Annotated in this window: 24 protein-coding genes; 11 read left to right on the top strand and 13 right to left on the bottom strand. The window is 59.7% G+C overall.

What is annotated here, in order from left to right; all coding sequences use genetic code 11:
- Window positions 1–95 precede the first annotated feature (95 nt).
- Complete coding sequence (locus tag FFI16_RS05375; RefSeq protein ID WP_138814437.1) at window positions 96–1,295, top strand: MFS transporter; 1,200 nt, start codon at window positions 96–98, stop codon at window positions 1,293–1,295.
- Here FFI16_RS05375 and FFI16_RS05370 read toward each other — a convergent pair.
- The 3 genes from FFI16_RS05370 to FFI16_RS05360 all read right to left on the bottom strand — a co-directional run bounded on the left by FFI16_RS05370 (window position 1,207) and on the right by FFI16_RS05360 (window position 4,135).
- Entirely contained in the window at window positions 1,207–2,649 is a 1,443-nt protein-coding gene (locus tag FFI16_RS05370; protein WP_138814436.1) for an NCS1 family nucleobase:cation symporter-1, read from the bottom strand. The genes FFI16_RS05375 and FFI16_RS05370 overlap by 89 nt on opposite strands.
- 198 nt (window positions 2,650–2,847) lie before the next feature.
- Window positions 2,848–3,246: a DUF2177 family protein gene (locus FFI16_RS05365; RefSeq protein WP_138814435.1), complete on the bottom strand. Its 399-nt coding sequence runs from the start codon at window positions 3,244–3,246 to the stop codon at window positions 2,848–2,850.
- Between the two features lie 52 nt (window positions 3,247–3,298).
- Window positions 3,299–4,135 carry a S1 RNA-binding domain-containing protein gene (locus FFI16_RS05360; protein WP_138814434.1) on the bottom strand — a complete coding sequence of 279 codons (837 nt, stop codon included), beginning with the start codon at window positions 4,133–4,135 and terminating at the stop codon, window positions 3,299–3,301.
- A 324-nt stretch (window positions 4,136–4,459) separates the two neighbouring features.
- Between FFI16_RS05360 and FFI16_RS05355 the strand changes: the two genes are divergently transcribed.
- The 3 genes from FFI16_RS05355 (at window position 4,460) to FFI16_RS05345 (ending at window position 6,502) form a co-directional block, all read left to right on the top strand.
- Window positions 4,460–4,639 (top strand): hypothetical protein, encoded by a 180-nt coding sequence (locus FFI16_RS05355; RefSeq protein WP_003193095.1) that lies wholly within the window; start codon window positions 4,460–4,462, stop codon window positions 4,637–4,639.
- 207 nt (window positions 4,640–4,846) lie between these two features.
- Window positions 4,847–5,569 (top strand): TorF family putative porin, encoded by a 723-nt coding sequence (locus FFI16_RS05350; RefSeq protein ID WP_138814433.1) that lies wholly within the window; start codon window positions 4,847–4,849, stop codon window positions 5,567–5,569.
- Window positions 5,570–5,635: 66 nt separating this feature from the next.
- Entirely contained in the window at window positions 5,636–6,502 is an 867-nt protein-coding gene (locus FFI16_RS05345) for a DUF6279 family lipoprotein (RefSeq protein ID WP_138814432.1), read from the top strand.
- Window positions 6,503–6,616: 114 nt separating this feature from the next.
- Here FFI16_RS05345 and FFI16_RS05340 read toward each other — a convergent pair whose 3' ends face one another.
- Window positions 6,617–7,006, bottom strand: a complete 390-nt coding sequence (locus FFI16_RS05340; protein WP_017134854.1) for a hypothetical protein — start codon at window positions 7,004–7,006, stop codon at window positions 6,617–6,619.
- Window positions 7,007–7,161: 155 nt separating this feature from the next.
- On the opposite strand from FFI16_RS05340, the gene FFI16_RS05335 reads away from it, so the two are divergent.
- Window positions 7,162–7,437: a hypothetical protein gene (locus FFI16_RS05335; RefSeq protein ID WP_138814431.1), complete on the top strand. Its 276-nt coding sequence runs from the start codon at window positions 7,162–7,164 to the stop codon at window positions 7,435–7,437.
- A 48-nt stretch (window positions 7,438–7,485) separates the two neighbouring features.
- Here the strand turns inward: FFI16_RS05335 and FFI16_RS05330 are convergent, their stop codons facing one another.
- Complete coding sequence (locus FFI16_RS05330; protein WP_026013512.1) at window positions 7,486–8,832, bottom strand: DEAD/DEAH box helicase; 1,347 nt, start codon at window positions 8,830–8,832, stop codon at window positions 7,486–7,488.
- A gap of 193 nt (window positions 8,833–9,025) precedes the next feature.
- On the opposite strand from FFI16_RS05330, the gene FFI16_RS05325 reads away from it, so the two are divergent.
- Complete coding sequence (locus FFI16_RS05325; RefSeq protein ID WP_138814430.1) at window positions 9,026–10,324, top strand: mechanosensitive ion channel family protein; 1,299 nt, start codon at window positions 9,026–9,028, stop codon at window positions 10,322–10,324.
- A 48-nt stretch (window positions 10,325–10,372) separates the two neighbouring features.
- Here FFI16_RS05325 and FFI16_RS05320 read toward each other — a convergent pair whose 3' ends face one another.
- From FFI16_RS05320 to FFI16_RS05310, 3 genes are all read right to left on the bottom strand, one after another.
- A complete protein-coding gene (locus tag FFI16_RS05320; protein WP_138814429.1) occupies window positions 10,373–11,239 on the bottom strand; it encodes a carboxylate/amino acid/amine transporter in 867 nt (288 codons plus the stop codon).
- 203 nt (window positions 11,240–11,442) lie between these two features.
- Window positions 11,443–12,042, bottom strand: a complete 600-nt coding sequence (locus FFI16_RS05315) for an FMN-dependent NADH-azoreductase (protein WP_138814428.1) — start codon at window positions 12,040–12,042, stop codon at window positions 11,443–11,445.
- Between the two features lie 151 nt (window positions 12,043–12,193).
- A complete protein-coding gene (locus tag FFI16_RS05310; RefSeq protein WP_138814427.1) occupies window positions 12,194–12,508 on the bottom strand; it encodes a 3-phosphoglycerate kinase in 315 nt (104 codons plus the stop codon).
- 49 nt (window positions 12,509–12,557) lie between these two features.
- Between FFI16_RS05310 and FFI16_RS05305 the strand changes: the two genes are divergently transcribed.
- The 4 genes from FFI16_RS05305 (at window position 12,558) to FFI16_RS05290 (ending at window position 16,814) form a co-directional block, all read left to right on the top strand.
- On the top strand, window positions 12,558–13,481 hold the full coding sequence (locus tag FFI16_RS05305; protein WP_065929812.1) for a LysR family transcriptional regulator: 924 nt from the start codon (window positions 12,558–12,560) through the stop codon (window positions 13,479–13,481).
- Window positions 13,482–13,495: 14 nt separating this feature from the next.
- The gene (locus FFI16_RS05300; protein WP_138814426.1) at window positions 13,496–14,299 is read left to right on the top strand and encodes an alpha/beta fold hydrolase; all 804 of its coding nucleotides are present in this window, start codon (window positions 13,496–13,498) and stop codon (window positions 14,297–14,299) included.
- 3 nt (window positions 14,300–14,302) lie between these two features.
- Window positions 14,303–14,899, top strand: coding sequence for a peptidylprolyl isomerase (locus tag FFI16_RS05295; protein ID WP_138814425.1), 597 nt, complete (start codon window positions 14,303–14,305; stop codon window positions 14,897–14,899).
- An 82-nt stretch (window positions 14,900–14,981) separates the two neighbouring features.
- The gene (locus FFI16_RS05290; protein WP_138814424.1) at window positions 14,982–16,814 is read left to right on the top strand and encodes an ABC transporter ATP-binding protein; all 1,833 of its coding nucleotides are present in this window, start codon (window positions 14,982–14,984) and stop codon (window positions 16,812–16,814) included.
- A 38-nt stretch (window positions 16,815–16,852) separates the two neighbouring features.
- On the opposite strand, the gene FFI16_RS05285 is transcribed toward FFI16_RS05290, so the two are convergent.
- Window positions 16,853–17,977, bottom strand: coding sequence for a GNAT family N-acetyltransferase (locus FFI16_RS05285; RefSeq protein WP_138814423.1), 1,125 nt, complete (start codon window positions 17,975–17,977; stop codon window positions 16,853–16,855).
- Window positions 17,978–18,259: 282 nt separating this feature from the next.
- Here FFI16_RS05285 and FFI16_RS05280 point away from each other — a divergent pair, with 282 nt between their 5' ends.
- A complete protein-coding gene (locus FFI16_RS05280) occupies window positions 18,260–19,582 on the top strand; it encodes a putative porin (protein WP_138814422.1) in 1,323 nt (440 codons plus the stop codon).
- Between the two features lie 120 nt (window positions 19,583–19,702).
- Here FFI16_RS05280 and FFI16_RS05275 read toward each other — a convergent pair whose 3' ends face one another.
- The 4 genes from FFI16_RS05275 to hrpA all read right to left on the bottom strand — a co-directional run bounded on the left by FFI16_RS05275 (window position 19,703) and on the right by hrpA (window position 25,937).
- Window positions 19,703–19,936 (bottom strand): anti-sigma factor, encoded by a 234-nt coding sequence (locus FFI16_RS05275; protein ID WP_138814421.1) that lies wholly within the window; start codon window positions 19,934–19,936, stop codon window positions 19,703–19,705.
- On the bottom strand, window positions 19,930–20,544 hold the full coding sequence (locus tag FFI16_RS05270; RefSeq protein ID WP_016973332.1) for an RNA polymerase sigma factor: 615 nt from the start codon (window positions 20,542–20,544) through the stop codon (window positions 19,930–19,932). Before FFI16_RS05270 ends, FFI16_RS05275 begins: the two co-directional genes overlap by 7 nt.
- A 143-nt stretch (window positions 20,545–20,687) precedes the next feature.
- On the bottom strand, window positions 20,688–21,809 hold the full coding sequence (locus FFI16_RS05265; protein WP_138814420.1) for a beta-ketoacyl-ACP synthase III: 1,122 nt from the start codon (window positions 21,807–21,809) through the stop codon (window positions 20,688–20,690).
- A gap of 216 nt (window positions 21,810–22,025) precedes the next feature.
- The gene (hrpA, locus tag FFI16_RS05260) at window positions 22,026–25,937 is read right to left on the bottom strand and encodes an ATP-dependent RNA helicase HrpA (RefSeq protein ID WP_138814419.1); all 3,912 of its coding nucleotides are present in this window, start codon (window positions 25,935–25,937) and stop codon (window positions 22,026–22,028) included.
- Window positions 25,938–25,957: the final 20 nt, after the last annotated feature.

Here is a 25,957-nt window from a genome sequence, read left to right as displayed (position 1 = left end):
CAAAACTGAACAAGTTACTCACTATTATTCATTTTTACAGAAAGTCAATGCGCTTTAGCCTAGAGGTCATTCGCTTCTCTGTAGGAAACCTGAACATGTCACCGCTGATTCGCTTAACCGCCAGCTTTATCGCCCTGATGATGGCCATGGGCATTGGCCGCTTCGCCCTCACCCCGCAGATGCCGCATTTGCTTAGCGAGGGGCAGATTGACCTGACCGGCGCCGGCCTGATTGCCGCCGCCAACTACCTGGGCTATTTCGTCGGCGCGGTGGATTCGATCTTTGCCCGCAGCCATCACCACATAAAAGCGCGTTTATATGGAGGGCTGTGGCTGTGCGTGCTGTTGACCCTGGGGTCGTACTGGGCGCATGGGTTCTGGCCGCATTTGCTGCTGCGCTTTGGCACCGGCGTGGCGAGCGCCTGGGCGCTGGTGATGATCACCAGTTTGAGCCAGCCGCTGGCAATAGCCGCCGGGCGCCCACGTTTAGGGGCATTGGTATTTGCCGGGCCGGGCTTGGGGATTCTGCTGACCGGCTTGCTGGCACTGGGTTCCAATCTGTTGGGCGAAGACTCTGCGACCTTGTGGCTGGTCTATGGCGTGGTGGCATTGGTGATGTTGCTGGCCATCCTGCCCTTTTTACCGAAACCGACCGTGACGGTGGCCCATGCCACCCGCGCGGGCAGCAACGGCAGTATTGCGCACCTGTGCTGGATCTACTTCTTGTATGGCCTGGGCTACATCATCCCTGCAACCTTCTTGTCGCAGATGGCCAGCGCGCAGTTCAAAGGCGCGTGGCAAGCCGACCTGTTCTGGCCGTGCTTTGGCCTGGCGGCGGCGCTGGGTGTGGTGGTGGCGAGCCTGCGTCGCAAGGACCCGGACACCACCCGCCGCTGGTTGATGACGACGTTATGGCTGCAAGCGGCCGGGGTATTCGCCTGCCTGCTGGGCAATGGTTGGGGCCTGGCGCTGGGGGTGTTGCTGTGTGGTGCGCCGTTCCTGGCGTGCATGCAACTGGTGATGGCACGTTTGCGGGAGGTGGCGCCCCACGGCTACCAGCGCAGCACCGGGCTGCTCACCGCCAGCTTTGCTATCGGCCAATTGTGCGGCCCATTGCTGGCGTCGGTGAGCAGCCACTTGAGCGGCGGCCTGCAACCGGCCTTGGTCATTGCCGGGTGCGGCTTGGTGGTGGCAGGTGCGGTGCTGGTTAACCGGCAACCAACGACGTTGGCGCACGAACCCGCTCACGCCGCGCCAGCACCAGGAAAAACAGCCCTCCCAGGAAGCACCCGGTAAACCAGGCAAAGTTGGCCATACCCTGCAATGCAGGCGTAAAGGTGATAGCGACACCCACCAACGTCGCGGGTACCAAGGCTTTGACGGCGGTCCAGTTCACGCCGCCGTCGAAGTAGTAGCGGCCGTTCGGGCTGTCGTCGAACAAGGCATCCACGTCGATTTTCTGCTTTTTGATCAAGTAGAAATCCACAATCAAAATCCCGAACAGCGGGCCGATAAACGCGGCAAGGATATCCAGGGTGTAGTGGATCATCAGCGGGTTGTTGAACAGGTTCCACGGCGTGATAAAGATCGAGGCCACGGCCGCGATCATGCCACCCGCGCGCCAACTGATCTTGCTCGGCGCGACGTTGGCGAAATCAAACGCCGGTGACACGAAGTTGGCGACAATGTTGATGCCGATTGTAGCGGTCACGAAGGCAAAGGCGCCGAGCAGCACGGCCATGCTGTTGTCGATGCGCGAAACCGTAGCGATCGGGTCATGCAACATTTCGCCAAACACCGGCAAAGTGCCCGACACGATAACGACAGTGACCAACGAGAACGCCAGGAAGTTAACCGGCAACCCCCAGAAATTGCCACGTCGCACGTCCTGCATGCTGCGGCAGTAGCGGCTGAAATCGCCGAAATTGAGCGTAGGCCCGGAGAAGTACGACACCACCAGCGCCGTGGCCACAATCACTTGGCCAAACGCCTGCCAGCCTGACAGGGATTTTTCTGCCAGGGTGAAACTGATGTTCGCCCAACCTGCCTTCCATACGATCCAGCCGGCCAGGGCAAACATCACCGCATAGACCACTGGCCCCGCCCAGTCGATAAAGCGGCGGATGGACTCCATGCCCGCCCAGAATACGGCTGCCTGCAATGTCCATAAGCTCAGGAAGCCAAACCAGCCCAGGTAGGACAGGCCCGCAAAGTGCGGCTCTGCATACACCGCCATCTGTGGGAAAAAGCGCAGCACTACGATAATCAAGGCACTCGACGCCAAGTACGTCTGGATGCCGTACCAGGCCACGGCGATCAAACCGCGAATCACCGCCGGAATATTCGCCCCAAACACGCCAAATGCCAGCCGGCAGATGACCGGGTATGGCACCGCCGCTTGCTGGCTCGGCTTGGCCACCAGGTTGGCGATCAACTGCACGATGCAAATGCCGGCGAGCAAGGCGATCAACACCTGCCAACTGGCCAGCCCAAGGGCAAACAGGCTGGCGGCGAACACGTAGCCGCCGACGCTATGCACGTCGCTCATCCAGAAGGCGAAAATGTTGTACCAGGTCCATTTCTGCGGCAGCGGCCCGAGGTCCTGGTTGTACAGGCGCGGGCTGTAGCCTTTGGGCAATTGTTCGGTCATCGCTTGGCTCCTCGAAATACCGGCCTGCGCTGCCGTAACGGTGTGCATACGGGAGGCGGTCTGGTTTGTATACGAGGTGTTCAGCAGAATGTGTGCCAATGGCACACAATCCCTCTGAAACGGTGTTCCAAAGGAGTTTATGAGGGCTTATTGGCGGGGGGCATGCTCAGCAACGGTGCACGTCAATCCTGTACACAATCAATGCTGCACCCGATGTGCACACAGATAGCCGACACTGCAACAGGCGGCCGTCAGGAAGGTGCCCCAGGCCATGTCCATCAGCGCCAGCCCGGCTGACCAGCCGTTCAGCGTGGCCCAGTTGCTCAGGTCATAGGTGCCGTAAGCCACCAGGCCGAGCAAAGCACCAAGGCGTGCCGCACGTTGCCAACTGCCGCTGGGCAGGACCACGAACATCACGCAACCCACCACATACAGCAGATAAAACAGCACGGCGGGCAGCAGGCGTGGCTGATCGAGCATCAGCGAGCCGAGCAGGGATTTGTAGGTCGGGCCCATGAAGACGCCGAGCCAGAGGCCGTCGAGCACCAGAAACGCGAGCAAGGTGCCGAGGTAGGCGAAGAGTATTTTGCGGGTCATGGTTGCAGCCTCTGTAGGCGCCGAGCGGCACCTACAGAAGAGCAAAACGCGATCAGCTTAGTTCAATGCGATCGGCGTGAATTACAATCTGGCCCTGCTTGTAGAGCGCACCAATGGCCTTCTTGAAGTTGCCTTTGCTGACACCGAACAAATTGCTGATCACCGCCGGGTCGCTTTTGTCACTGACCGGCAAGCTGCCGTTGTTTTCACGCAGCTTGGCGAGGATCTTCGAGTTCAGGCTGGAGGCCGCTTCCTGGCCGACCGGTTGCAGGCTCAGGCTGATGTTGCCATCGGCGCGGATTTCTTTGATAAAGCCTTTCTCTTCCTTGCCCGGGCGCAGGAACTTGAACACTTCGTTCTTGTGGATCAGGCCCCAGTGCTTGTTGTTAATGATCGCCTTGAAACCCATGTCGGTGGCTTCGGCCACCAGCAGGTCGACTTCCTGGCCCACCTGGTAGTTGGCAGGCGTCTTATCCAGGTAGCGGTCAAGTCGCGCGGTGGCGGTGATGCGCCTGGTGTGCTTGTCGAGGTAGACGTGCACCACGCAGTATTCACCCGCGGTCAGCTGGCGTTTTTCTTCCGAATACGGCAGCAACAGGTCTTTGGGCAAACCCCAGTCGAGGAATACACCGATGCTGTTGACTTCGACGACTTTCAAACTGGCGAATTCGCCGACTTGAACTTTCGGCTTTTCAGTCGTCGCGATAAGTTTGTCATCGCTGTCCAGATAAATGAAAACGTTAAGCCAGTCTTCATCTTCACTGGGAATATCTTTGGGGATATACCGATTAGGCAAGAGGATTTCACCATCTTGCGCACCATCCAGGTACAAACCAAAGTTAGTGTGTTTAACCACTTGCAAGCTGTTGTAGCGCCCGACTAAAGCCATTTCCAGATACCTTCGTTACGTGGGCGGCATTCTACCCGAGTTGCGCCCGCCACGCGCGTGCGCCTGAAAAATCGCGGCCTGGCATGGCCGCGTAATGGCACCGCCCCGCTCGTCTGATCAATCGATCGAGTTTTGCCGGTGGCCAGCAGCCGCATAAACCTTGTGGTTTCGAGTTAAAACAGTAAGTTAGCGGTTTATTTCAAGGTCAAACTTTGGCCGATGAGAGCGGCTTGGGTTATTCCCAGAGGATATTTGCCAAGCAATTGTCAAGTATTTCCTGTACGATGCCTGGCCAAGTTAATTTTCTACAGGTTAGTGGCCGCCATGCGCGTAAAAGCATCCAATAGCAAAGCAAAGCCAGCTCCCGCCGTTGAAACCAGCGAATCGATCAACAGCCAAATTGCTGCTTTCCTCAAGTCCGGCGGCGAAATCCAGCAAATTGCCAAGGGCGTGAGCGGCCAGACTTTCGGCCCGTCCAAGCAGATCAGCCTGGGCAAAAAGTAACCCCCGCGCATCGCATCTAGCTCCTAAGCGTCTTGCCTTCCAAGGCGCCGGGACTAGAGTCTGAAACACCCTCCCGCTACATCTCCTGATGCGCTAATCGACGAACGGGGCTCACCGCGTAGCATTCGCCGGTATGCTTGCACCCGTCTAGCACGGGCATCTGTCCGATTTTTTCGTTACTGCTCCTCGCTTTTCATGGAGTGAAGCATGCTCAAGCCCTGCTTGTTTCTCATCGCTGCCCTTACGGCAAGCCCTCTTGCACACGCGCAGATTTTTCAGCGTGAGCTGGGTGACTTCGACCTCAAGTTAGGCACCACGCCCAGCCGCAGCATGGCCCAGGGTCTGGTCAAGCCGACCTCGCCGGGCAGCGATTCCTTCCACGGCGGCCTGGACCTGAGCCACGACAGCGGCCTGTATTTCGGCCAGTTTTCGCCCAATATGGGCCTGTCCTCGGCCAACAACCTCGAAGTCGACTCCTACATGGGCTTCAAGCGCCCCTTCGACCAGACCCTGGGCTACGAAGTGGGCATGATCCACTACAGCTACCCCAAGCTGAGCCCTCTCGACAGCCAGGAGTTCTACGGCGGCCTGAACCTGCTGGGCAATCGCTTCGGCGTGTCTTTCAGCAACGACCCCGACCGCCAGGACAGCACGCTGTTTGCCGACCTCGGCGGTACACAGCCTTTCGGCATCGGCGTCAGCATGAAGTACACCACTCACCAACTTGGCACGCCAGCAGCGGTGGAAGGCGGCACCATCAGCAGCTTCAGCGACTGGTCGGTGCAGTTCTCGCGAGCGTGGAAAGGCGTGGACCTGGACCTGATCTACAGCGGCTCCAGCCTCAGTGGTGGCGACTGCTCGGCCTACTCCGGACACAATTCGCAATGCGACGGCCTGTTGACCTTGAAGGCCGCCCGGTCGTTTTATTAATGGGCTGAACTGTCGCGACCCGCGCAGGTTCACATATATGAACCCTCTCTGCGCAAGGACACGCCCATGCTGCGTCGGCTCAAATTACTAGTGGTAGTACTGACCTTGAGCCTGGTGCTCGCCGGCTGCAATCGCGTGGGCCTGGCTTACCGTAACCTTGATGTGATCATCCCCTGGACCCTCAACGACTACCTGGACATGAACGCCGGGCAGAAGAGCTGGTTCAACGACACCCTCAAGGAGCATCTGGCCTGGCACTGCACCACCCAATTACCAGGTTACCTGGACTGGCTTGATCGCCTGCAACAGATGGTCGACAGCAACCAGATCACCGACGCCGCACTGCAAGCGCGCACCGTCGAAGCCAAGCAGGCGATCGCTGAAGTGGCCCGCGAGATCACGCCGTCAGCCATCCAACTGCTGCAGGGCCTGGATGATCAACAAGTCAGAGACATGGAGGATGCGCTGGCCAAAGACCTGCGCAAGCGCCAGGACGAATACCTCAAACCGCCACTGGCCCAGCAGATCAAGGAGCGCGCCGAGCGCATGAGCAAACGTCTGGATGCTTGGATGGGGCCGTTAAGTCCCAGCCAGCGGAACCGGGTGACGGCGTGGTCAATCGCGCTGGGCGAACAGAATCAGGAATGGATCGGTAATCGCGCGCATTGGCAGGCGCAATTTATCGACGCCTTGCAGCAGCGTCACAGCGCTGACTTCCCACAGAAAATCCAGCAATTGCTGGTGGATCGGGAAAGCTTGTGGACCCCGCAATACCGCACCGCTTATGCACAGACCGAAGCCGCTGCGCGTAGCCTAATCGTTGACTTGATGGCCGAAAGCACCCAACAGCAGCGGCTGAAGCTGACTCAGAAGATCAACGGCGTACGCAGCGACTTCAAGGCCCTCAAATGCCTCAAGGCCGCCTCAACTTAAAATGTGGGAGCGGGCTTGCTCGCGAATGCAGTGTGTCAGTTAATAGATTCATCGACTGATACACCGCATTCGCGAGCAAGCCCGCTCCCACATTTTGGTCTGGGGTGTGCCTTATTACGCAATCTGCGCCTTGGAAGCCACCTCAGCAAATGTCGCCGGGTCCAACGCGTCTGCCTGCTCGTCCAGCACCTGGCGCGGGTGATCGTTGCCCGGGATTGAGCTGTCGATCAGGGCCAGCAGCTGCGCGCCCAGCGCCGTGAGGATGAAATTCTCACCATTGCCGCCCTCTTCTTCCGGGCGCGATTCAATGAAACCGCGTTTGAACAATAGCGCTTCGTAATCGGCAGCGGTCTTTTTCAACGCGTCCAGGTTACCGGTGGATTCGCCCGCCGTGGCCTTCTCGGCCGCTTCCTGCTCGGCATACTTGCGCGGCGCAAAGCTGCCTTCGCCATTCTGCACTTCATGCAGCAGACGTTCGATCAGATCCCAGTTGTAAGTCGTCATCCTGATTCCTCCTGCGGGCAGATTAAAAAGTGGCCCGTTAGAGGTAATGACACGACCGTGCTCTGGCCGTTCACCCGAATAGACGAGCGTCATTTCTCTGAACTTTCCAGACATTCGCCCCCTCAACTGAACATCACTGCCAAGGAGGTCCGACCATGAAAACCCTGATGAACCTGGCCATCGCCGCCACCCTGCTGAGCGCCCTGCCCGCCTGGGCCTGCACGCCGGAAGAGGCCACGGCCAAACGCGAACAACTGGCCAAGGAAGTGACCAAGTTGACCCAGCAAAACCCGGCCAAGGCCAAGGAAATCAACGATGAGTTGCAACACATGAACCTGGAGACCGCCAGCGCGGATCTGCCGGACAAGTGCCAACTGATCGACCAGCGCCTCAAGGAGCTGGAAGAGGCGGCCGATAAAGCTAAAAACTAAGGGCATAAAAAAACCGGACAGCGTCCGGTTTTTTTTGTATCAGCGGCCTTATTCGGCAGCTGGTGCTTCTGGCTTGCGGCGCTTAAGTGGCGCCATGCCGTCCTTGCTGACGAGCGACAGGTTGTCGGTCTTCGGCCGGTTGGCGATCTTGCGCTTGGTCGGCGACTTGGCGCCGGTTTTCTTCTTGTCGCCCTTGGCGTCGGTTTTTTTCTTCTTCACGCCAACGGCCTTGCCCGACGCCTTGACCTTCTTCGGCCCGGTGTAGGTGCCTTTGACTTCCTTGATAGTGCGGCGCTCGAACGACTGCTTGAGGTAGCGTTCGATGCTCGACATCAGGTTCCAGTCGCCGTGGCAGATCAGCGAGATGGCCAGGCCATCGTTGCCGGCACGCCCGGTACGGCCAATACGGTGTACGTATTCGTCGCCGCTGCGCGGCATGTCGAAGTTGATGACCATGTCCAGGCCATCCACGTCCAGGCCGCGCGCGGCAACGTCGGTAGCCACCAGGATCTTCACGCCGCCAGCCTTGAGGCGGTCGATGGCCAGCTTGCGGTCCTTCTGGTCTTTCTCGCCGTGCAGCACGAACGCCTTGTATTCCTGCGCCACCAGACGACCGTAGATGCGGTCCGCCGCGGCACGGGTGTTGGTGAAGACGATGGCCTTCTGATAGGTCTCGTTGGCCAACAACCAGTTCAGGATCTGTTCTTTGTGTACGTTGTGGTCGGCCATCACGATCTGCTGACGCGTGGTGGCGTTCAGGTCGCTGACATTGTTGACCTGCAGGTGCTCGGGGTTGTTGAGCACCTTGGCAACCATGTCGCGCAAGGTCGAACCGCCGGTGGTGGCGGAGAACAGCATGGTCTGCTGGCGGTTGACGCACTCGGCCACAAGACGCTGCACATCGTCGGCAAAGCCCATGTCGAGCATGCGGTCGGCTTCGTCGAGCACCAGCACTTCGACTTCCTTGAGGTCGAGGTTGCCGGCGTTGAGTTGCTCGATCATCCGGCCTGGGGTGCCGATCAGGATGTCAGGCACCTTGCGCAGCATGGCAGCCTGGACCTTGAAGTCTTCGCCGCCGGTGATAATGCCGGACTTGATGAAGGTGAACTGCGAAAAGCGCTCCACTTCCTTCAAGGTCTGCTGGGCCAACTCACGAGTCGGCAACAGGATCAGGGTCTTGATGCTCACGCGGACTTTGGCCGGGCCAATCAGGCGGTTCAGCACCGGCAAGACGAAAGCGGCGGTTTTACCGCTGCCGGTTTGCGCCGTCACCCGCAGGTCACGCCCTTGGAGCGCGAGCGGGATGGCCGCTGCTTGCACAGGCGTAGGCTCGACAAATTTAAGCTCGGCCACGGCTTTGAGCAGGCGTTCGTGCAGGGCGAATTGGGAAAACACGGGTGCTACCTCGAAGAAATACAAAATATCAGCTGCATAGGGTAACGGTTTCGGGCGCTCAAACCGAGTTTCTTTACGCGAACGACGCTAATCAGCTGCTTTTTTGTCAGCAGATTTGTCCGCAAAATCAACTTTGTTGCACATAAATGCTCTAATCGGCCCGTGTTGTCTTACAGAAGAATCGGTTTTACCCATGGATATCAAACAGCTCTGGCTCAACGTCCAAGACCTTTGGGGCGCCCTCGATGAACACCCACTGCTGCATTCCAGCCTGGGTTTACTGATATTGCTGGTCGTCGCCCTATTGGTCGGACGGGTAGCGCGCTACCTCATCCTCCACGCCGTCAAACTGCTCGGCCGGCAACCGGCGCTGCACTGGCTCAATGACCTGCGGCATAACAAAGTCTTTCATCGCCTGGCGCAGATGACGCCCTCCCTGGTGATCCAGTTCGGCCTGTACCTGGTGCCCGACCTGAGCAAGACCGCCACCCTGTTTATCGGCAATGTGGCGCTGGCGTTCACCATCCTGTTCATGACGCTGGCCGTAAGCGCCCTGCTCAACGCCTTGCTGGATATCTACGCACGCACCGAACATGCCCGCACGCGCTCGATCAAGGGCTATGTGCAGTTGGCCAAAATGGTGTTGTTCGTGTTTGCCGCGATCATCATCGTCGCCACCTTGATCGACCGTTCGCCGCTGTTGCTGCTCTCCGGCCTGGGTGCCATGTCGGCAGTGATTTTGTTGGTGTACAAGGACACGCTGCTGTCGTTTGTGGCCAGCGTGCAGCTGACCAGTAACGACATGCTGCGGGTCGGCGACTGGATAGAGATGCCCCAGGTCGGCGCCGATGGTGACGTGGTGGATATCACCCTGCACACGGTCAAGGTGCAGAACTTCGACAAAACCATCGTCTCGATCCCGACCTGGCGCCTGATGTCCGAGTCGTTCAAGAACTGGCGCGGCATGCAGGCCTCCGGCGGGCGCCGTATCAAGCGCAGCCTGTACATCGACGCCAGCGGCGTGCGCTTTTTGCGCGACGACGAAGAAGTGCGCATGACCCAAGTACACCTGCTCACCGACTACATCAGCCGCAAGCAGGCCGAACTCAAGGCCTGGAACGAAGCCCAGGGCCACAGCGCGCAACTGTCGGCCAACCGGCGCCGCATGACCAACCTCGGCACCTTTCGCGCCTATGCCTTGGCGTACCTGAAAAGCCACCCGGATATTCAGCCAAACATGACCTGCATGGTGCGCCAGATGCAAACCACCGCCCAAGGCGTGCCGCTGGAAATCTACTGCTTCACCCGCACTACGGCGTGGGCCGATTACGAGCGGATCCAGGGCGATATCTTCGATTATTTGCTGGCGGTGCTGCCGGAGTTCGGCTTGAGCCTGTATCAGCAGCCCAGTGGTAATGACTTACGCGCCGGAGTGTTGCCGGCGGTGTTGGGGGCCAGTCATTTGCCAGCGTTGGAAAACGAATCTGCCTGATGCCATCAATTCCCTGTGGGAGCGGGCTTGCCCGCTCCCACACAAGCCTCAGCGGTGGATCGCGTCCTTGCGCACACCCAAGCGACTGACCCACACCGCCCCCAAAATCACCACACCTCCCAACGCCAAGCGCCCCAACGGCTCGTGCTGATTCCAGATCAGCAAGTTCAGCAACAACCCCACCGGCACATGCAGGTTGTTCATCACCGCCAAAGTACCGCCGTTGACCAGGCAGGCGCCTTTGTTCCACCAGTACATACCCAGCGCCGTGCTGACCAGCCCAAGGAATACCAGCACGCCCCACTGCAGCGGCGCTTCGGGCAAAAAGTTGGTTTTACCGAACAGCAGGAATGCCGGCAGCACCACGATCAAGGCACCCAGGTAGAAGTAGCCGAAGCGCCGGTAGTGCGGCAGGTCGCTGGGATAACGCGCCACCAAGTGCTTGTACATCACCTGTCCGGCAGCGTAGGTGAAGTTGGCCAGTTGCAGCAGCAAGAAACCCATCAGGAAGTTCGGCGTGATCTGGTCGAAGCGAATCACCGCCGCGCCGCCCACGGCCACCAAGGCGGCGACCAATGCCCACGGGTTGAAGCGGCGGTTAAGCGCGTCTTCAATCAGGGTCACGTGCAACGGTGTGAGAATGGTGAACAGCAGCACTTCCGGCACCGTGAGCACACGAAAGCTCAAATACAGGCACACATACGTCACGCCGAACTGCAGCGCACCGATCAGCAACATGCCGCGCATGAAGGGTGGCGCCACTGAACGCCAACGGGTCAGCGGGATGAAGATCAACCCGGCCAATACCACACGCACCAGCACGGCGAAGTAGCTGTCGACGTGACCGGCGAGGTATTCGCCGATCAAGCTGAAGGAAAATGCCTGAATCAGGGTAACAACCAGTAAATAGCCCATGCGCGCCTCGTTTTGAATGGGCGGGACATTAAAGGTTTTCGGCGTTTACTGAAACTCAAGGCAAAAAAAACCCGACCTCGCTATAGCGGCAGTCGGGTAGGAGCACTCAGGAGCAACAAGTGCAAAGGGAGGTTCGATACGCGTACTTGAAGGGTTTGCGTGGAGCGATATAAACACCACGCGATTATGTGACGATTAAAACGTTACGCGACCTGTGCCAGCAGCGCTTTGGCGTGGTTGATGCCCTTCTCCTGAAAGTCACCGCTCAGGTTCACGCCTTCGGCATGAATGAACGTAACGTCGTGAATCCCGATAAAGGCCATGACCTGGCGCAGGTACGGTTCCTGGTGATCGGAGCTGGCGCCGGTGTGGATGCCACCGCGAGCGGTCAGCACAATGGCGCGCTTGCCGGTGAGCAAACCCTGCGGGCCGGTGGCGGTGTACTTGAAGGTCACACCGGCGCGCAGCACGTGGTCCAGCCAGGCTTTAAGGGTGCTGGGAATGGCGAAGTTGTACATCGGCGCGGCCATCACCAGCACATCGGCGGCGAGCAGTTCGTCGGTCAGTTCGTTGGAGCGATCCAGGGACGCCTGTTCGACGCCGCTGCGCTGGTCGGCGGGTTTCATCCAGCCGCCGAGCAGGTTGGCGTCCAGGTGCGGGACCGGGTTGAGGGCCACGTCACGCAGGGTGATCTGATCCGCCGGGTGGGCCGCTTGCCATTGGCTGATGAACTGTTGAGTCAGCTGGCGGGAAATCGAATCCTGCTGGCGGGCGCTGCTTTCGATGATCAGAACATTGGACATGGCTAGGTAGGCTCCATCTGTAAATGCTGTAAGGCGATGGAGTGGAGATTAAACAGAGCCAATTCGATAAAAAAGCGTAAAAAACTGCTATAACCCATCTATAAATTTGTTTATAAGCGGAGTATTGCTGTGGGCATGCTCCGCTGCCGGTTTATTTTGGGGCGCACGCCAGAGCGATACGCATCTTGATAATCGAGCGGGTGAATTTGACCGTGGTGTTGGTGCTTTTACCTGCCGGCACCGTCACCGTTCGGCGACGTGGCGATTCCGGGCCGTTGGTGAAGGTTACCGAGCACACCGCGTCATTGGTGCCGTAGTTATTGAGCTGTATCGAACTGATGTCGTTGTCGATGTCGGACGCCGTGTAGTCAATGCTCACGCCCTCGATCTTTTTAGTGACGTCGGTGGAATAGGCAAACGCGCTCAGCGGCAGCAGCGCCAGCAACACACAACAGAATTTTCTCATTCGGCAGTCTCCAATAAGGACCGCCAGCTTAGGACAAGAGGAGCTCATCTTGAAAGCGCCCCGCGTTACCCTTGATCAATGGCGCACGCTGCAGGCCGTGGTCGACCATGGTGGCTTCGCCCAGGCGGCTGAAGCGCTGCACCGTTCGCAGTCCTCGGTGAGCTACACCGTGGCCCGCATGCAAGACCAGCTCGGCGTGCCATTGCTGCGCATCGACGGGCGCAAGGCAGTGCTCACAGAGGCCGGTGAAGTGCTGTTGCGCCGCTCGCGGCAACTGGTCAAAAACGCCAGCCAGCTGGAAGACCTCGCCCACCATATGGAACAGGGCTGGGAAGCCGAAGTACGCCTGGTGGTGGACGCCGCCTACCCGAATGCGCGGCTGGTGCGCGCGCTCACCGCCTTTATGCCGCAAAGCCGTGGCTGCCGCGTGCGCCTGCGTGAAGAAGTGCTGTCGGGGGTTGAAGAGCTGTTGATAGATGGCATGGCTGACCTGGCCATCAGCAGTTTCATCATTCCGGGCTACTTGGGCACGGAAATGAGCGACGTGGAATTTATCGCCGTGGCCCACCCCGACCACTCACTGCATCGCCTCAACCGCGAGCTGAGTTTCCAGGACCTGGAAAGCCAGATGCAAGTGGTGATCCGTGACTCCGGCCGCCAGCAGCCGCGCGACGTCGGCTGGCTCGGCGCCGAACAACGCTGGACCGTCGGCAGCTTGCCCACCGCAGCTACCTTCGTCAGCAGCGGCCTGGGCTTTGCCTGGCTGCCCCGGCACCTGATCGAACGTGAACTCAAGGATGGCCTGCTCAAGCAGTTGCCACTGGAAAAGGGTGGCAGCCGCAACCCGACGTTCTACCTGTACTCGAACAAAGACAAACCCCTGGGGCCGGCCACGCAGATTCTTATCGACTTGTTGCGCACCTTTGACACCGCTCCCCTGGATGCCCCTTTCGCCGCCCCCCAGCAAGCCTGAAACGGAGTTCACCCATGGCCTGGTTCGACCACGAAGGCTGCAGCCTGCATTATGAGGAATACGGTCACGGCGCCCCGCTGATCCTGATCCATGGCCTGGGCTCCAGCAGCCAGGATTGGGAACTGCAGATTCCGGTGCTGGCCCGGCATTACCGCCTGATCGTGGTGGATGTGCGCGGTCACGGTCGCTCCGACAAACCCCGCGAGCGCTACAGCATCCAGGGCTTTACCTTCGATCTGCTGGCGTTGATCGAACACCTGAACCTGCCGCCCGCCCATGTGGTGGGTTTGTCCATGGGCGGCATGATCGCGTTCCAACTGGCGGTGGACGAACCCGCGCAGGTCAAGAGCCTGTGCATCGTCAACAGCGCGCCCGAGGTCAAGGTGCGCAGCGCCGATGATTACTGGCAATGGGCCAAGCGTTGGAGCCTGGCGCGCGTGCTCAGCCTGGCCACCATCGGCAAGGCGCTGGGCGATCGGCTGTTCCCCAAACCGGAGCAAGCCGACCTGCGGCGCAAAATGGCCGAACGCTGGGCAAAAAACGACAAACGTGCTTATCTCGCCAGCTTCGATGCGATTGTCGGCTGGGGCGTGCAGGAACAACTTTCCAGAATCACCTGTCCTACGCTGGTCATCAGCGCCGACCACGACTACACCCCCGTGGCGCAGAAAGAAAACTATGTAAAACTGCTGCCCGATGCGCGGCTGGTGGTGATCAAGGATTCCCGCCATGCCACGCCCTTGGATCAACCCGAAGTCTTTAACGCTACCTTGCTCGATTTTCTAAAGACAGTCGAAACCACTACCCAGGATCACTGACCCATGCTGAAAAAAATCGCCTTCTTTGCCGGCTCCTTTCTGTTCGCCGCCAACCTGATGGCCGCCACGGCTACTGCACCGGCCAAACCTGCGGCACCGGCCAAGTCCAGCGCGCCCCACGTCCTGATCACCACCACCAATGGCGAGATCGAAATCGAACTGGACCCGGTAAAGGCGCCGATCAGTACCAAGAACTTCCTGGCCTATGTCGACAAAGGCTTCTACACCAACACGATTTTCCACCGTGTGATCCCGGGCTTCATGGTCCAGGGCGGCGGTTTCAACGCGCAGATGTCGCAGAAGCCGACCGAAGCACCGATCAAGAACGAAGCCAGCAACGGCCTGCATAACGTGCGCGGCACCTTGTCGATGGCACGCACCAACGATCCAAATTCGGCCACCAGCCAATTCTTCATCAACGTGGCTGACAATGCCTTCCTCGACCCGGGCCGCGATGCGGGTTATGCCGTGTTCGCCAAAGTGGTCAAGGGCATGGACGTCGTCGACGTCATCGTCAACTCGCAAACCACTACCAAGCAAGGCATGCAAAACGTGCCAATCGACCCTGTTGTGATCAAGTCGGCCAAGCGCATCGACTGAGGTCCGCAGCAAGCTCCGCACGCGGCCCACAACGCCGCGTGCGCATTTGAAAGGAGAGCCCGCAGCGCGGGCGTCAGACTGAATGCTCTATCGTCGCTTTGAACAACTGATCGACATCTTCCGCGACGCTCCCAGCGCCGCCCCTCCTGATAAAGTCCTGCCCTTCTACCTCTACTACCTGCGCCAGGTGTGGCCAAGCTTTGCCGCCTTGCTGGTGGTCGGCCTGATTGGCGCGTTGATCGAAGTGGCGTTGTTCAGCTACCTGAGCCGCATTATCGATTTGGCCCAAGGCACGCCGCCCGCCAACTTTTTCCAGATTCACAGCGCCGAGCTGATCTGGATGGCCGTGGTGGCCCTGCTGCTGCGCCCGATATTCAATGGCCTGCATGACTTGCTGGTGCACCAGACCATCAACCCCGGCATGACCAGCTTGATCCGCTGGCAGAACCACAGCTACGTGCTCAAGCAGAGCCTGAATTTTTTCCAGAACGATTTTGCCGGGCGCATCGCCCAGCGCATCATGCAAACCGGCAACTCCTTGCGCGACTCGGCGGTGGCGACGGCGGAAGCCATCTGGCACGTGTCGATCTACGCCATCAGCGCCCTGGTGCTGTTTGCCGAAGCGGACTGGCGCCTGATGATCCCGCTGATCACCTGGATCGTTCTTTACAGCCTGGCGTTGCGTTACTTCGTGCCCCGTGTAAAAGAACGCTCGGTGATTTCCTCCGAGGCGCGCTCCAAATTGATGGGCCGCATTGTCGACGGCTACACCAACATCACCACCTTGAAGCTGTTCGCCCATACGCAAAATGAGCAGGAATACGCCAAGGAAGCGATCATCGAGCAAACCGAAAAAACCCAGTTGGCCGCGCGCGTGCTCACCAGCATGGACGTGGTGATCTGCACCTTGAACGGCGTGCTGATCGTCACCACCACCGGCCTGGCCTTGTGGCTGTGGACGCAGTCACTGATTTCCGTGGGTGCCATCGCCCTGGCTACCGGCCTGGTGATCCGTATCGTCAACATGTCCGGTTGGATCATGTGGGTGGTCAACGGTATTTTCGAAAACATCGGCATGGTGCAGGACGGTCTGAAAACCATCGCTGCGCCGCTGGCGGTGACCGACCGCGAAAACGCGCCGCGCCTGCAAGTGCCCCACGGCGAAGTCCGTTTCGAGCAGGTGGATTTCCACTATGGCAAAAAGAGCGGGATCATTGGCGGCTTGAACCTTCAGATCAAGGCCGGTGAGAAAATCGGCCTGATCGGCCCGTCCGGCGCGGGCAAATCAACCCTGGTCAACCTGCTGCTGCGCCTGTATGACCTGCAAGGCGGGCGCATCCTGATCGACGGCCAGAACATCGCCGAAGTGGCCCAGGAGTCCTTGCGGGCACAGATCGGCATGATCACCCAGGACACCTCGCTGCTGCACCGCTCGATCCGTGACAACTTGCTGTACGGCAAGCCGGATGCCACCGATGAGGAGCTTAACGCCGCCATCCACAAAGCCCGCGCGGATGAGTTCATCCCGCTGCTGTCGGATGCCGAAGGCCGCACCGGGCTGGATGCGCATGTGGGCGAGCGCGGGGTGAAACTCTCGGGTGGCCAACGCCAGCGCATTGCCATTGCGCGGGTGCTGCTCAAGGACGCGCCTGTCCTGATCATGGACGAAGCGACGTCGGCGCTGGATTCGGAAGTGGAAGCGGCGATCCAGGAAAGCCTGGAAACCCTGATGCAGGGCAAGACCGTGATTGCGATTGCGCACCGCTTGTCGACCATTGCGCGCATGGACCGCCTGGTGGTGTTGGAGAAAGGCCAGATTGCCGAGACAGGCAGCCATGCCGAACTGCTGGCTCATGGTGGTTTGTATGCCAGGTTGTGGCAGCACCAGACCGGCGGGTTCGTCGGCATCGACTAAAAGCCCACACTATCTGATAAACGCCTGTGGCCTCGGAGTTAGCCCTGCCGGTAAGGCAGGGCTGCCCTCGCCTCTTGCGCATACGCCAGAATCCCCACGCGCTCACGCTCCAGGAAGTCTTCGACGGCATTCTTCAAACCCGGATGGCGCAGATAGTGCCACGACCGTGTGATCACCGGTTCAAACCCGCGAATCAACTTGTGTTCGCCTTGGGCGCCGGCATCAAAACGTTGCAGGCCGTGGGCGATGGCGTAGTCCATGCCTTGATAGAAGCAGGTTTCGAAGTGCAAGCGGTCGAACTCCGCCAGGCAGCCCCAGTAGCGGCCATAAAAACTGTCACCACCGATCAGGCTGAAGGCCATGGCCACTGGGCGTGTGCCTTGTTTGGCCAGCACCACGCGGATCGCCTCGGGCATGCGTTCGGCCAGCAGGCTGAAAAAGGCGCGGGTCAGGTAGGGTGTTTGGCGACGCACCGCGTAGGTGTTGGCATAGCAGGCGTAGACAAAATCCCACTGCGCCTCGCTTAACTCATGGCCTTGCAACCATTCAAAATCGATGCCCTGCCCGGCCACTTGCTCGCGTTCTTTGCGCATCTGTTTGCGCTTGCGTGAACTCAAGGCATCAAGAAAGTCCTGAAAGTCGCGATAGCCGCGGTTTTGCCAATGAAACTGGCAGCCCAGGCGCTGCAACCAACCCGCTTGCCCGGCCAATGCCGTGTCGGCCAACGGGTCGGTGAAGTTGATATGGGCACTGGAGAGCCCTTCGATTTCCAGATAACCGGGCAGGCTGCCCAGCAGCTCAAACCCGTCCTCGGCATTCCTGGCCAATAAGCGCGGGCCACTCACCGGACTGAATGGCACCGCCGCCAGCAACTTCGGGTAGTACTCGATGCCCGCGCGCTCACAGGCATCCGCCCAGCCGTGATCAAACACGTACTCGCCGTAGGAGTGCCACTTGCGGTAACTGGGCAAGGCTGCCACCAGTCGCTCGCCCTCCCAATGCAACAAATGCTCGGGCTGCCAACCGGACTGCGAGCCCAGGCTGGCGCTGTCTTCCAGCGCACTCAGGAAGGCATGCCGCACAAAGGGCTGTGCCTGCGGCACCAGGGCATCCCAGACCTCTGGGGCGATTGCGGACAGGCTGTCCAGGCGTTGCAGCGGCATCGGCATCCTCACTGTTTCTTGGCATGAAAGCCTGGCGAGTATCGCCTATCGCGGCGCCAGGCACACCTCGAAACGAGCGAGACAAACCTGGAAACGATTAGTTCCAGATTAAATAATTTGTCATCTAGGTGAAATCACTTAGCCACTACTCCGTCATAAACGATCGCGATACTGACGCCTGTTTTTAGAGCGCCTGGTTCTACCAGGCGGCTATTTTCCGTCCGTCATCGGTCGGTTGTGTCCTGGATGGTTTGCCATCCCTCCTCACTTTCGGAGATTGATATGCGTCTTGCTTCCACTAAAACTGCGGCGGCCCTGTGTGGCGGCCTGTTGCTGGCCCTGAGCGTTCCGGCCAGCGCTGCAGTCGACGCTAAATTGCTCGACATGCTCAAGGCCAACGGCCAGATCACCGCTGCGCAGTACACTGAACTGCAAACGGAATTAGCCAAGGACCAGAAAGAAAAGCAGATCGCACAGCAAGCTCAACAAGAGACCAACGAGCAGATCGCGGCCACCGCGAAGAAAACCAACGACCTCAGCGTCTTCGATCAGAAGCTGGCCTGGGCCGCGCGCACCCAGCTCAAGGGCGATGTGCGCTTCCGTCAGGAAACCGTGAAAATCCAGGGCGAATCCAACAACGGCGGCCGCGACAAAGACCGTCAGCGTATCCGTGCCCGCCTGGGCGCCTACACCGAGATCAACTCCCAGGTCGACACCGGCATCCGCGTGGCCACCGGCAGCAGCGATGACGCGCGCTCCACCAACCAGGATCAGGACAACTACTTCGACAAGAAGTCGATCTGGCTGGACCTGGGCTACATCGACTACCACCCGGACCAGATCAAGAATCTGCACGTGATCGGCGGCAAGATGCTGCAACCGTGGGTGAACATGGGCGACGTGATCTGGGATAGCGACATCAACCCTGAAGGCCTGGCCGTCACCTACAAGTACCCATTGGGTACCAGCGCCGAGCTGTTCGGCAGCCTGGGTAACTACAACCTCAAGGACAACGTGGACGGCGACGGCGTGCAATTTCGCCACGACCTGCGCCTGACGTCTGGCCAGTTGGGCACGCGCTTCTCGCTCACCGACAACCTGAAGATGACCCTGGGCGGCAGTGTCTACGCCTACCAGAATGACAAGGACAGCCGCTGCACAACCACCACCACGCCATGCGCGCTGGCGGTCAACGGCAACTCGGCCAACAACGAATTCCGCCTGTATGAAGGCTTTGCCCAAGCCGACATCGGCGGCCTGGCCGTGCCTTTGGCGTTCTACGGCCAGTACGTGAAAAACAACGATGCGGTGACCGATCAGGACACCGCCTGGTTGATCGGTGCCAAGTCAAAGGTGTTCGGTTTCAACCTGGACTACAACTACCGCGATACTCAGCGTGACGCGGTCGTAGGCGCCTTCACCGATTCGGACTTCGCCAACGGCACCACCGGTTCGCGCGGCCACAAGCTCAAAGTCAGCTACGACATCGACAAGAACTTCGCCCTCGGCGCCACGTACTTCCTGACCAAGGCTGACTACGCCAGCCGCACGCAGCGTGATGCCAACACCAACACCCTGCAGCTGGATGCTGAAGCCAAGTTCTAAATGTGTGTGCAATAACCCTTGGGCCAGGACGGCCCGAGGGGGTTTCAACAGCCTTGCGTGGGCGGATCGATCCCCATCATCCGTTCGACTCACCCACGCGAGCCTGCCTTTACCCCGCCTTTACTGATCCTTGAGCCGTTCGGCAGCCAACCGCTCAGCCAAAGCATCAGCATCCTTTACCGGCTCCTGCGGCATGATCTTCAATGTCGCCTGCAGCAGGCGCATCTGACGAATAAATCGCCGGCAGTTGGGGCAGAACATCAAGTGATGACGCACCAGCAGACGCTCTCGAAAGGTCAATTGCCCATCGAGGTAGTCACTGGACCGCGCCACTTGTTCCTTACAGGTCAACATTCGCCCGTTTCCTCAAAATGCTCCACCGTGGCGAAGACTTTAAGCCGTGCTCGATGCAACAGCACACGGACATTGGAGAGCGAGAGGGTCAGAAGATTACAAATCTCCTCCAACTCCAGGCCCTGACGTTCACGCAACACCAATACGCTGCTTTGCAGCTCCGACAAACTCAGGATCGTGTGCTCCAGGCATTTGCGCAGTTCGTCCTCGGTCAGCAAGGCTTCCGGGGTGTCCTGGTGCCAGGCGTAAGGCGCAACAGCCCAATGGCCGTCGTCGGGAACGAAGCGGTCATCACCAATGGTGCCGTGGGGCGAAGGCAAATCGTCGAGCAACACTTCCCGGCGGTTCTGTTTGTAGCGGCCCTTGGCGGAGTTGGCGGTGATGGTCAGCAGCCAGGTCTTGAGGCTGGAGCGCCCTTCGAACTTGGCCAGGTTACGCACCACCGACAGCCAGGCGTCCTGAACCACTTCATCGGCGTGGCGCTGGCCGACAATCGCATAGGCAACCGCGCGCATGGCGCTCTGGTAGGTGGTGACCAGTTCCTTGTAGGCCCGCTGCTCGCCCTTGAGCAGCCGTTCAAGCAGGTGCGCGTCGTCCGCTGCTGCCATTGTTTACCTCTAATTACTTTGGAATACGGTCGATGTGGGAGCTGGCTTGCCTGCGATGCAGACACCCCGGTAGTTCAGATACACCGAGGCGATACTATCGCAGGCAAGCCAGCTCCCACATTAAATCGGGCCAGATCCAAAGATTAGCGCTTGCGCAGGATCACGCTACCAATCGAGTAACCCGCACCAAACGAGCTGAGCACTGCAACAGAGCCCTTGGGCAGATCGTCCTGATAGGTGTGAAACGCGATCACCGAGCCCGCCGAGCTGGTATTGGCGTAAGTATCAAGGATCACCGGCGCTTCTTCCACCGAGGCTTCTCGGCCCAGCAGTTTCTTCACAATCAAGTGGTTCATGCTCAGGTTGGCCTGGTGCAGCCAGAAGCGCTTCACGTCGGTCACGCTCAGTTGGTTTTCTTCCAGGTGTAAACCGATCAACTCGGCGACCATCGGGCAGACATCACGGAAGACTTTGCGACCTTCCTGCACGAACAGCTTGTCCGGCGCGCCGATGCCTTCTTCGGCGGTGCGGTTGAGGAAACCGAAGTTGTTACGAATGTTGTTGGAGAACTTGGTCAGCAGCTTGGTACTGACCACGTCGAACTGATGCTCGGAGGTGGCCAGATCAGCACGCTCAAGAATCACCGCCGTGGCCGCATCGCCGAAGATGAAATGGCTGTCGCGGTCGCGGAAATTCAAGTGGCCGGTGCAGACTTCCGGGTTGACCATCAGGATCGCCCGAGCCTGGCCCAACTGGATGCTGTTGGCCGCGTTCTGGATGCCGAAGGTGGCCGAAGAACACGCCACGTTCATGTCGAAGCCGAAACCCTGAATGCCCAAGGCTTCCTGGACTTCAATGGCGATGGCCGGGTAGGCGCGCTGCAGGTTGGAGCAGGCGACGATCACGCCATCGATGTCGGCGGCGGTCTTACCGGCGCGTTGCAAGGCTTGTTCGGCAGCGCCGATGGCCATCTGGCAGAGTACCGACCACTCGTCGTTGCTGCGCTCAGGCAAGCGTGGGGCCATGCGTTGCGGGTCAAGGATGCCGTCCTTGTCCATCACAAAGCGGCTCTTGATGCCCGACGCCTTCTCGATAAAGGCTGCGCTGGACTCGGTCAGCGCCTGCACGTCACCGCGCTCGATGGCCGCAGCGTTGTCGCTGTTGAACTGTTGCACGTAAGCATTGAAAGACTGCACCAGCTCTTCGTTGGAGATGCTGTTGGCCGGGGTGTACAGGCCAGTGCCGCTGATGACGACGTTATGCACGGTCGTTCCTCTAAATCTGTCAGGCAGAGAAGAAATTGGTACCGTCGTACCAAACTTTAAGTCGTTCGATGCCCTCCAGCGGGCAACAAACTGGCAACGCTTTATCCCAGCGCGCCACAGTGTTTGGCGGCGTTACCGGTCTTTATGACTGCGAAGTTTGCCACAACCTCGCGCATTTGGCGCCATCCCCAGGATTAACCCGCTCCCACAAAGGGTTCAGGCCTCAACCTGGCTCCACTGCTTGCTCAAACGCTTATCCGAAATCGGCACCTTGGTGCCCAACTGCTGGGCAAACAGCGACACTCGGTATTCTTCCAACCACCAGCGATAGAGTTCGAGCTGCGGGTCACGCTTGCCTTCCTGGGCGTGTTTGTTCAGGCGGTTCTGGTACTGCGCCCATAAGCCGCCAAGCTCAGTGCTCCAAACCCGATCTTTTTGCACCTGGCTCGGCAGTTTCTCCAGGCGCAGTTCGATAGCCTTGAGAAAACGCGGCAATTCCTTGAACCACTGCGCCGGGGTTTCGCGCACAAAACCTGGATACACCAGGTTACCGAGTTGCTGCTTGATGTCGTTCAGCGCCACCGCCTGAGCCAGGTCGATCTTGCCTTTGAAGCGCTTCTGCAGGCCGTGCCAGAGTTTCAGTATGTCCAGGGTCAAGCGCGCCAGGCGTTCGGCGTGTTCGGTCCAACTGCCGCGCTTGCGTTCGGCCAACGCAGCCAGACCGGCACCGTCACGCGGCAGGCTGGCTTCGCCTTCGAGCACGCAGGTGTCGAGACTGGCCAGCAGAATATCTTCCACCAGTGCGTCGATACGCCCCAGATCGCGGTACATCAGGCCCAATTCGGTCAACCCGGGCAACTTGCCACGCAGGAATTTTGCCGGTTCCGCCAGTTGCTGCATGAGCAGGCGCTGCAAAGCGCGGCGGTGCTGGAACTCGGCTTCGGCGGCGGTGGAGAAACGCCCTTCCTTGACCGTGCCGTTTTCTTCGACCAGTGCCGGATAGACTGTCATCGACAGGCCAGCAATCTTTTGCTGGGTCTTTTCCGCCACGGCGGCAAACACCTTGGCTTCCACCGGTTGCTGGCTTTTCGCGGTTTGCGGCACGGCTAATGCAGCCTGGCTGGCTTCGGCGAAACGTGCGGTCAGCTCGGCCAGGTCGCGGCCTTCGCCCAGGAACTTGCCTTGGCCGTCGACCACCTCCAGGTTCATCTTCAGGTGGCTTTCCACCTGCTGCGCCGCCTCGGCCCAGGCTTCATCGCTGACCCGTGCGCCGGTCATGCGCAGCAATTCGCGGCCCAGCGCCTGGGGCAACGAGCCCTGGCCAAATTCGATACGTTGCAAGGCGGCCTTGACGAAATCCGGCACCGGCACAAAGTTCTTGCGCAGCGCCTTGGGCAAGTTGCGCACCAGTGCAATGCACTTGGCCTCGATCACACCCGGCACCAGCCACTCCAGGCGCTCGGGCGGCAACGCCGGCAACAGCGGCGCCGGTACGCGCAGGGTGACGCCATCGCGGGGGTGGTTGGGTTCAAAGTGGTAACTCAGGGCCAGTTCCAGATCGCCCAGGTGCAGGGTGTCGGGGTAATGCGCGGCCGTGACTTCACTGGCCTCGCGGGCCAGCACGTCTTCTTCACGCATGATCAGCAGTTGCGGGTCTTTCTGGCTGTTGACCTTGTACCAGCTGTCGAACGTGGCAGTCTGGTGGATCTCTGCCGGCAAGCGCGCGTCATAGAAGGCGTACAGGGTTTCTTCATCCGCCAGAATGTCGCGACGACGGGCCTTGGCCTCCAGTTCATCGAGCTGTTCGAGCAGTTGCTGGTTGGCGGTGAGGCACTTGGCGCGGGATTGAATCTCGCCGCGTACCAAACCTTCACGGATAAACAACTCGCGGGACACCACCGGGTCAATCGGCCCGTAATGCACCGGCCGGCGCCCGACCACAATCAGCCCGAACAGGGTGATCTGCTCAAACGCCACCACTTGGCCGCGCTTCTTTTCCCAGTGCGGTTCGAAGTGGTTTTTCTTGATTAAATGCCCCGCCAGCGGCTCGATCCAGTCGGCATCAATCTTGGCCACCATGCGCGCATACAGTTTGGTGGTTTCCACCAGTTCGGCGGTCATCAGCCATTGCGGACGTTTTTTACCAATGCCTGAGGACGGGTGAATCCAGAAGCGCCGCTGCCGTGCGCCGAGGTAATCGCCGTCTTCGGTTTTCTGGCCGATCTGGCTGAGCAAACCGGACAGCACCGCCTTGTGCAGCTTCGCAAAGTCGGCCGGCTCCTTGTTGACCGTCAGCTGCATATCACGGCAGATCAGGCTCAACTGGCGGTGGGAGTCACGCCACTCGCGCAGGCGCAGGTAATTCAGGAAGTTCTTGCGGCACCAGTTGCGCAACGGGCTGGCGGTCAGTGCCTGGCGCTGTTCTTCAAAGCCGCGCCACAGGTTAACCAACCCGGCGAAGTCCGAATCCACATCCTTCCACTGTGCGTGGGCCTGGTCGGCGGCTTGCTGACGCTCCGGCGGACGCTCGCGTGGGTCCTGGATCGACATGGCACTGGCCACAATCAACACTTCCTGCAAACTGCCGAGCTTGGCTGCCTCAAGCAGCATGCGACCCATGCGCGGGTCCACCGGCAGGCGCGCCAATTGGCGACCCAGGGGCGTGAGCTGGCTGTTGCGGTCGACTGCCGAGAGTTCTTGCAGCAGGTTGAAACCGTCGCTGATCGCCTTGCCATCCGGCGGCTCGATAAACGGGAAGTCGGTGATTTCGCCCAGGCGCAAGTGCAGCATCTGCAGGATCACGGCGGCGAGGTTGGTGCGCAGAATTTCCGGGTCGGTAAATTCCGGGCGTCCGATAAAATCTTCTTCGCTGTACAAGCGAATGCAAATGCCCGGCTCAACCCGGCCGCAGCGGCCTTTGCGCTGGTTGGCACTGGCCTGGGAAATCGCTTCGATCGGCAGGCGCTGCACCTTGGCGCGGTAGCTGTAGCGACTGATGCGCGCGGTGCCGCTGTCGATCACATAGCGAATGCCCGGCACGGTCAGCGAGGTTTCCGCAACGTTGGTCGCCAACACCACGCGGCGGCCTGGGTGGGACTGGAAAATCCGCTGCTGTTCGGCCGGCGACAGGCGCGCGTACAGCGGAAGAATTTCGGTGTGTTTGAGCTGGGCCTTGCGCAGCATGTCGGCGGCGTCGCGAATCTCGCGTTCACCCGGCAAAAACACCAGCACATCGCCGGGGCTGCGGCGTTCGCTGCGCTCATAGGCGGCAATTTCGTCGAGGGTGGCGAGGATCGCCTGGTCGACGGTCAAGTCATCCTCGACGCGGTTGCCCTCCTCGTCCTGCTCCAGCGTCAGCGGGCGATACCAGGTGTCGACCGGGAAGGTGCGGCCCGAGACCTCGACAATCGGCGCATCGTCGAAGTGCTTGGAAAAGCGCTCCAGGTCGATGGTCGCCGAGGTGATGATGACTTTAAGGTCCGGGCGGCGCGGCAGCAGGGTTTTCAGGTAACCGAGCAGGAAGTCGATGTTCAGGCTGCGTTCGTGGGCTTCGTCGACGATGATGGTGTCATAGCGTTCCAGATAACGGTCGTTCTGGGTTTCCGCGAGCAAAATACCGTCGGTCATCAGCTTGATCAGCGTGTTGGAATCGCTCTGGTCTTCGAAACGCACCTGATAGCCAACCAGCGCGCCCAAGGGCGTAGCAAGCTCTTCGGCAACCCGGCTGGCGACGCTGCGCGCAGCAATTCGGCGCGGCTGGGTGTGGCCGATCAGGCCATACTGGCCGCGCCCGATCTCCAGGCAGATCTTCGGCAACTGGGTGGTTTTACCCGAGCCGGTTTCGCCGGCAATGATCAGCACCTGATGCTTATTTAGCGCCTCTTTGATCTCGTCGCGCTTGGCGGCGATCGGCAGGCTGTCGTCATAGCGAATCACTGGCAGGCTGGCACGCCGCGCGGTGACCTGGGCGCAGGACGCCTGCATACGCGTGACCCACTGCGCCAGCTTCTGCTCGTCGGGCTTCTTGCGCAGCTCAAGCAACTGGCGCCGCAAGCGGTGACGGTCGGCGAGCATGGCGTGATCGAGGTTCTTGAGCAGTTGGTCGATAGCGGGCGCTTGGTCAGTCATCAGGTACTTTGCAGGTCGTC

This window comes from Pseudomonas sp. KBS0710, from assembly GCF_005938045.2.
GTDB lineage: Bacteria > Pseudomonadota > Gammaproteobacteria > Pseudomonadales > Pseudomonadaceae > Aquipseudomonas.
The sequence above is the reverse complement of the archived record's forward strand: the minus strand, read 5'-3'. Positions and strand labels throughout refer to the sequence as shown.

Coding starts and splice junctions, on each gene's coding strand:
- FFI16_RS05345 (WP_138814432.1), top strand. CDS start 5,636: ATGCTGCGTCGGCTCAAATTACTAGTGGTAGTACTGACCTTGAGCCTG.
- FFI16_RS05275 (WP_138814421.1), bottom strand. CDS start 19,936: ATGTTGACCTGTAAGGAACAAGTGGCGCGGTCCAGTGACTACCTCGAT.
- hrpA (WP_138814419.1), bottom strand. CDS start 25,937: ATGACTGACCAAGCGCCCGCTATCGACCAACTGCTCAAGAACCTCGAT.
- FFI16_RS05270 (WP_016973332.1), bottom strand. CDS start 20,544: ATGGCAGCAGCGGACGACGCGCACCTGCTTGAACGGCTGCTCAAGGGC.
- FFI16_RS05295 (WP_138814425.1), top strand. CDS start 14,303: ATGCTGAAAAAAATCGCCTTCTTTGCCGGCTCCTTTCTGTTCGCCGCC.
- FFI16_RS05335 (WP_138814431.1), top strand. CDS start 7,162: ATGAAAACCCTGATGAACCTGGCCATCGCCGCCACCCTGCTGAGCGCC.
- FFI16_RS05300 (WP_138814426.1), top strand. CDS start 13,496: ATGGCCTGGTTCGACCACGAAGGCTGCAGCCTGCATTATGAGGAATAC.
- FFI16_RS05365 (WP_138814435.1), bottom strand. CDS start 3,246: ATGACCCGCAAAATACTCTTCGCCTACCTCGGCACCTTGCTCGCGTTT.
- FFI16_RS05325 (WP_138814430.1), top strand. CDS start 9,026: ATGGATATCAAACAGCTCTGGCTCAACGTCCAAGACCTTTGGGGCGCC.
- FFI16_RS05320 (WP_138814429.1), bottom strand. CDS start 11,239: ATGGGCTATTTACTGGTTGTTACCCTGATTCAGGCATTTTCCTTCAGC.
- FFI16_RS05375 (WP_138814437.1), top strand. CDS start 96: ATGTCACCGCTGATTCGCTTAACCGCCAGCTTTATCGCCCTGATGATG.
- FFI16_RS05355 (WP_003193095.1), top strand. CDS start 4,460: ATGCGCGTAAAAGCATCCAATAGCAAAGCAAAGCCAGCTCCCGCCGTT.
- FFI16_RS05360 (WP_138814434.1), bottom strand. CDS start 4,135: ATGGCTTTAGTCGGGCGCTACAACAGCTTGCAAGTGGTTAAACACACT.
- FFI16_RS05285 (WP_138814423.1), bottom strand. CDS start 17,977: ATGCCGCTGCAACGCCTGGACAGCCTGTCCGCAATCGCCCCAGAGGTC.
- FFI16_RS05310 (WP_138814427.1), bottom strand. CDS start 12,508: ATGAGAAAATTCTGTTGTGTGTTGCTGGCGCTGCTGCCGCTGAGCGCG.
- FFI16_RS05350 (WP_138814433.1), top strand. CDS start 4,847: ATGCTCAAGCCCTGCTTGTTTCTCATCGCTGCCCTTACGGCAAGCCCT.
- FFI16_RS05280 (WP_138814422.1), top strand. CDS start 18,260: ATGCGTCTTGCTTCCACTAAAACTGCGGCGGCCCTGTGTGGCGGCCTG.
- FFI16_RS05290 (WP_138814424.1), top strand. CDS start 14,982: ATGCTCTATCGTCGCTTTGAACAACTGATCGACATCTTCCGCGACGCT.
- FFI16_RS05340 (WP_017134854.1), bottom strand. CDS start 7,006: ATGACGACTTACAACTGGGATCTGATCGAACGTCTGCTGCATGAAGTG.
- FFI16_RS05315 (WP_138814428.1), bottom strand. CDS start 12,042: ATGTCCAATGTTCTGATCATCGAAAGCAGCGCCCGCCAGCAGGATTCG.
- FFI16_RS05370 (WP_138814436.1), bottom strand. CDS start 2,649: ATGACCGAACAATTGCCCAAAGGCTACAGCCCGCGCCTGTACAACCAG.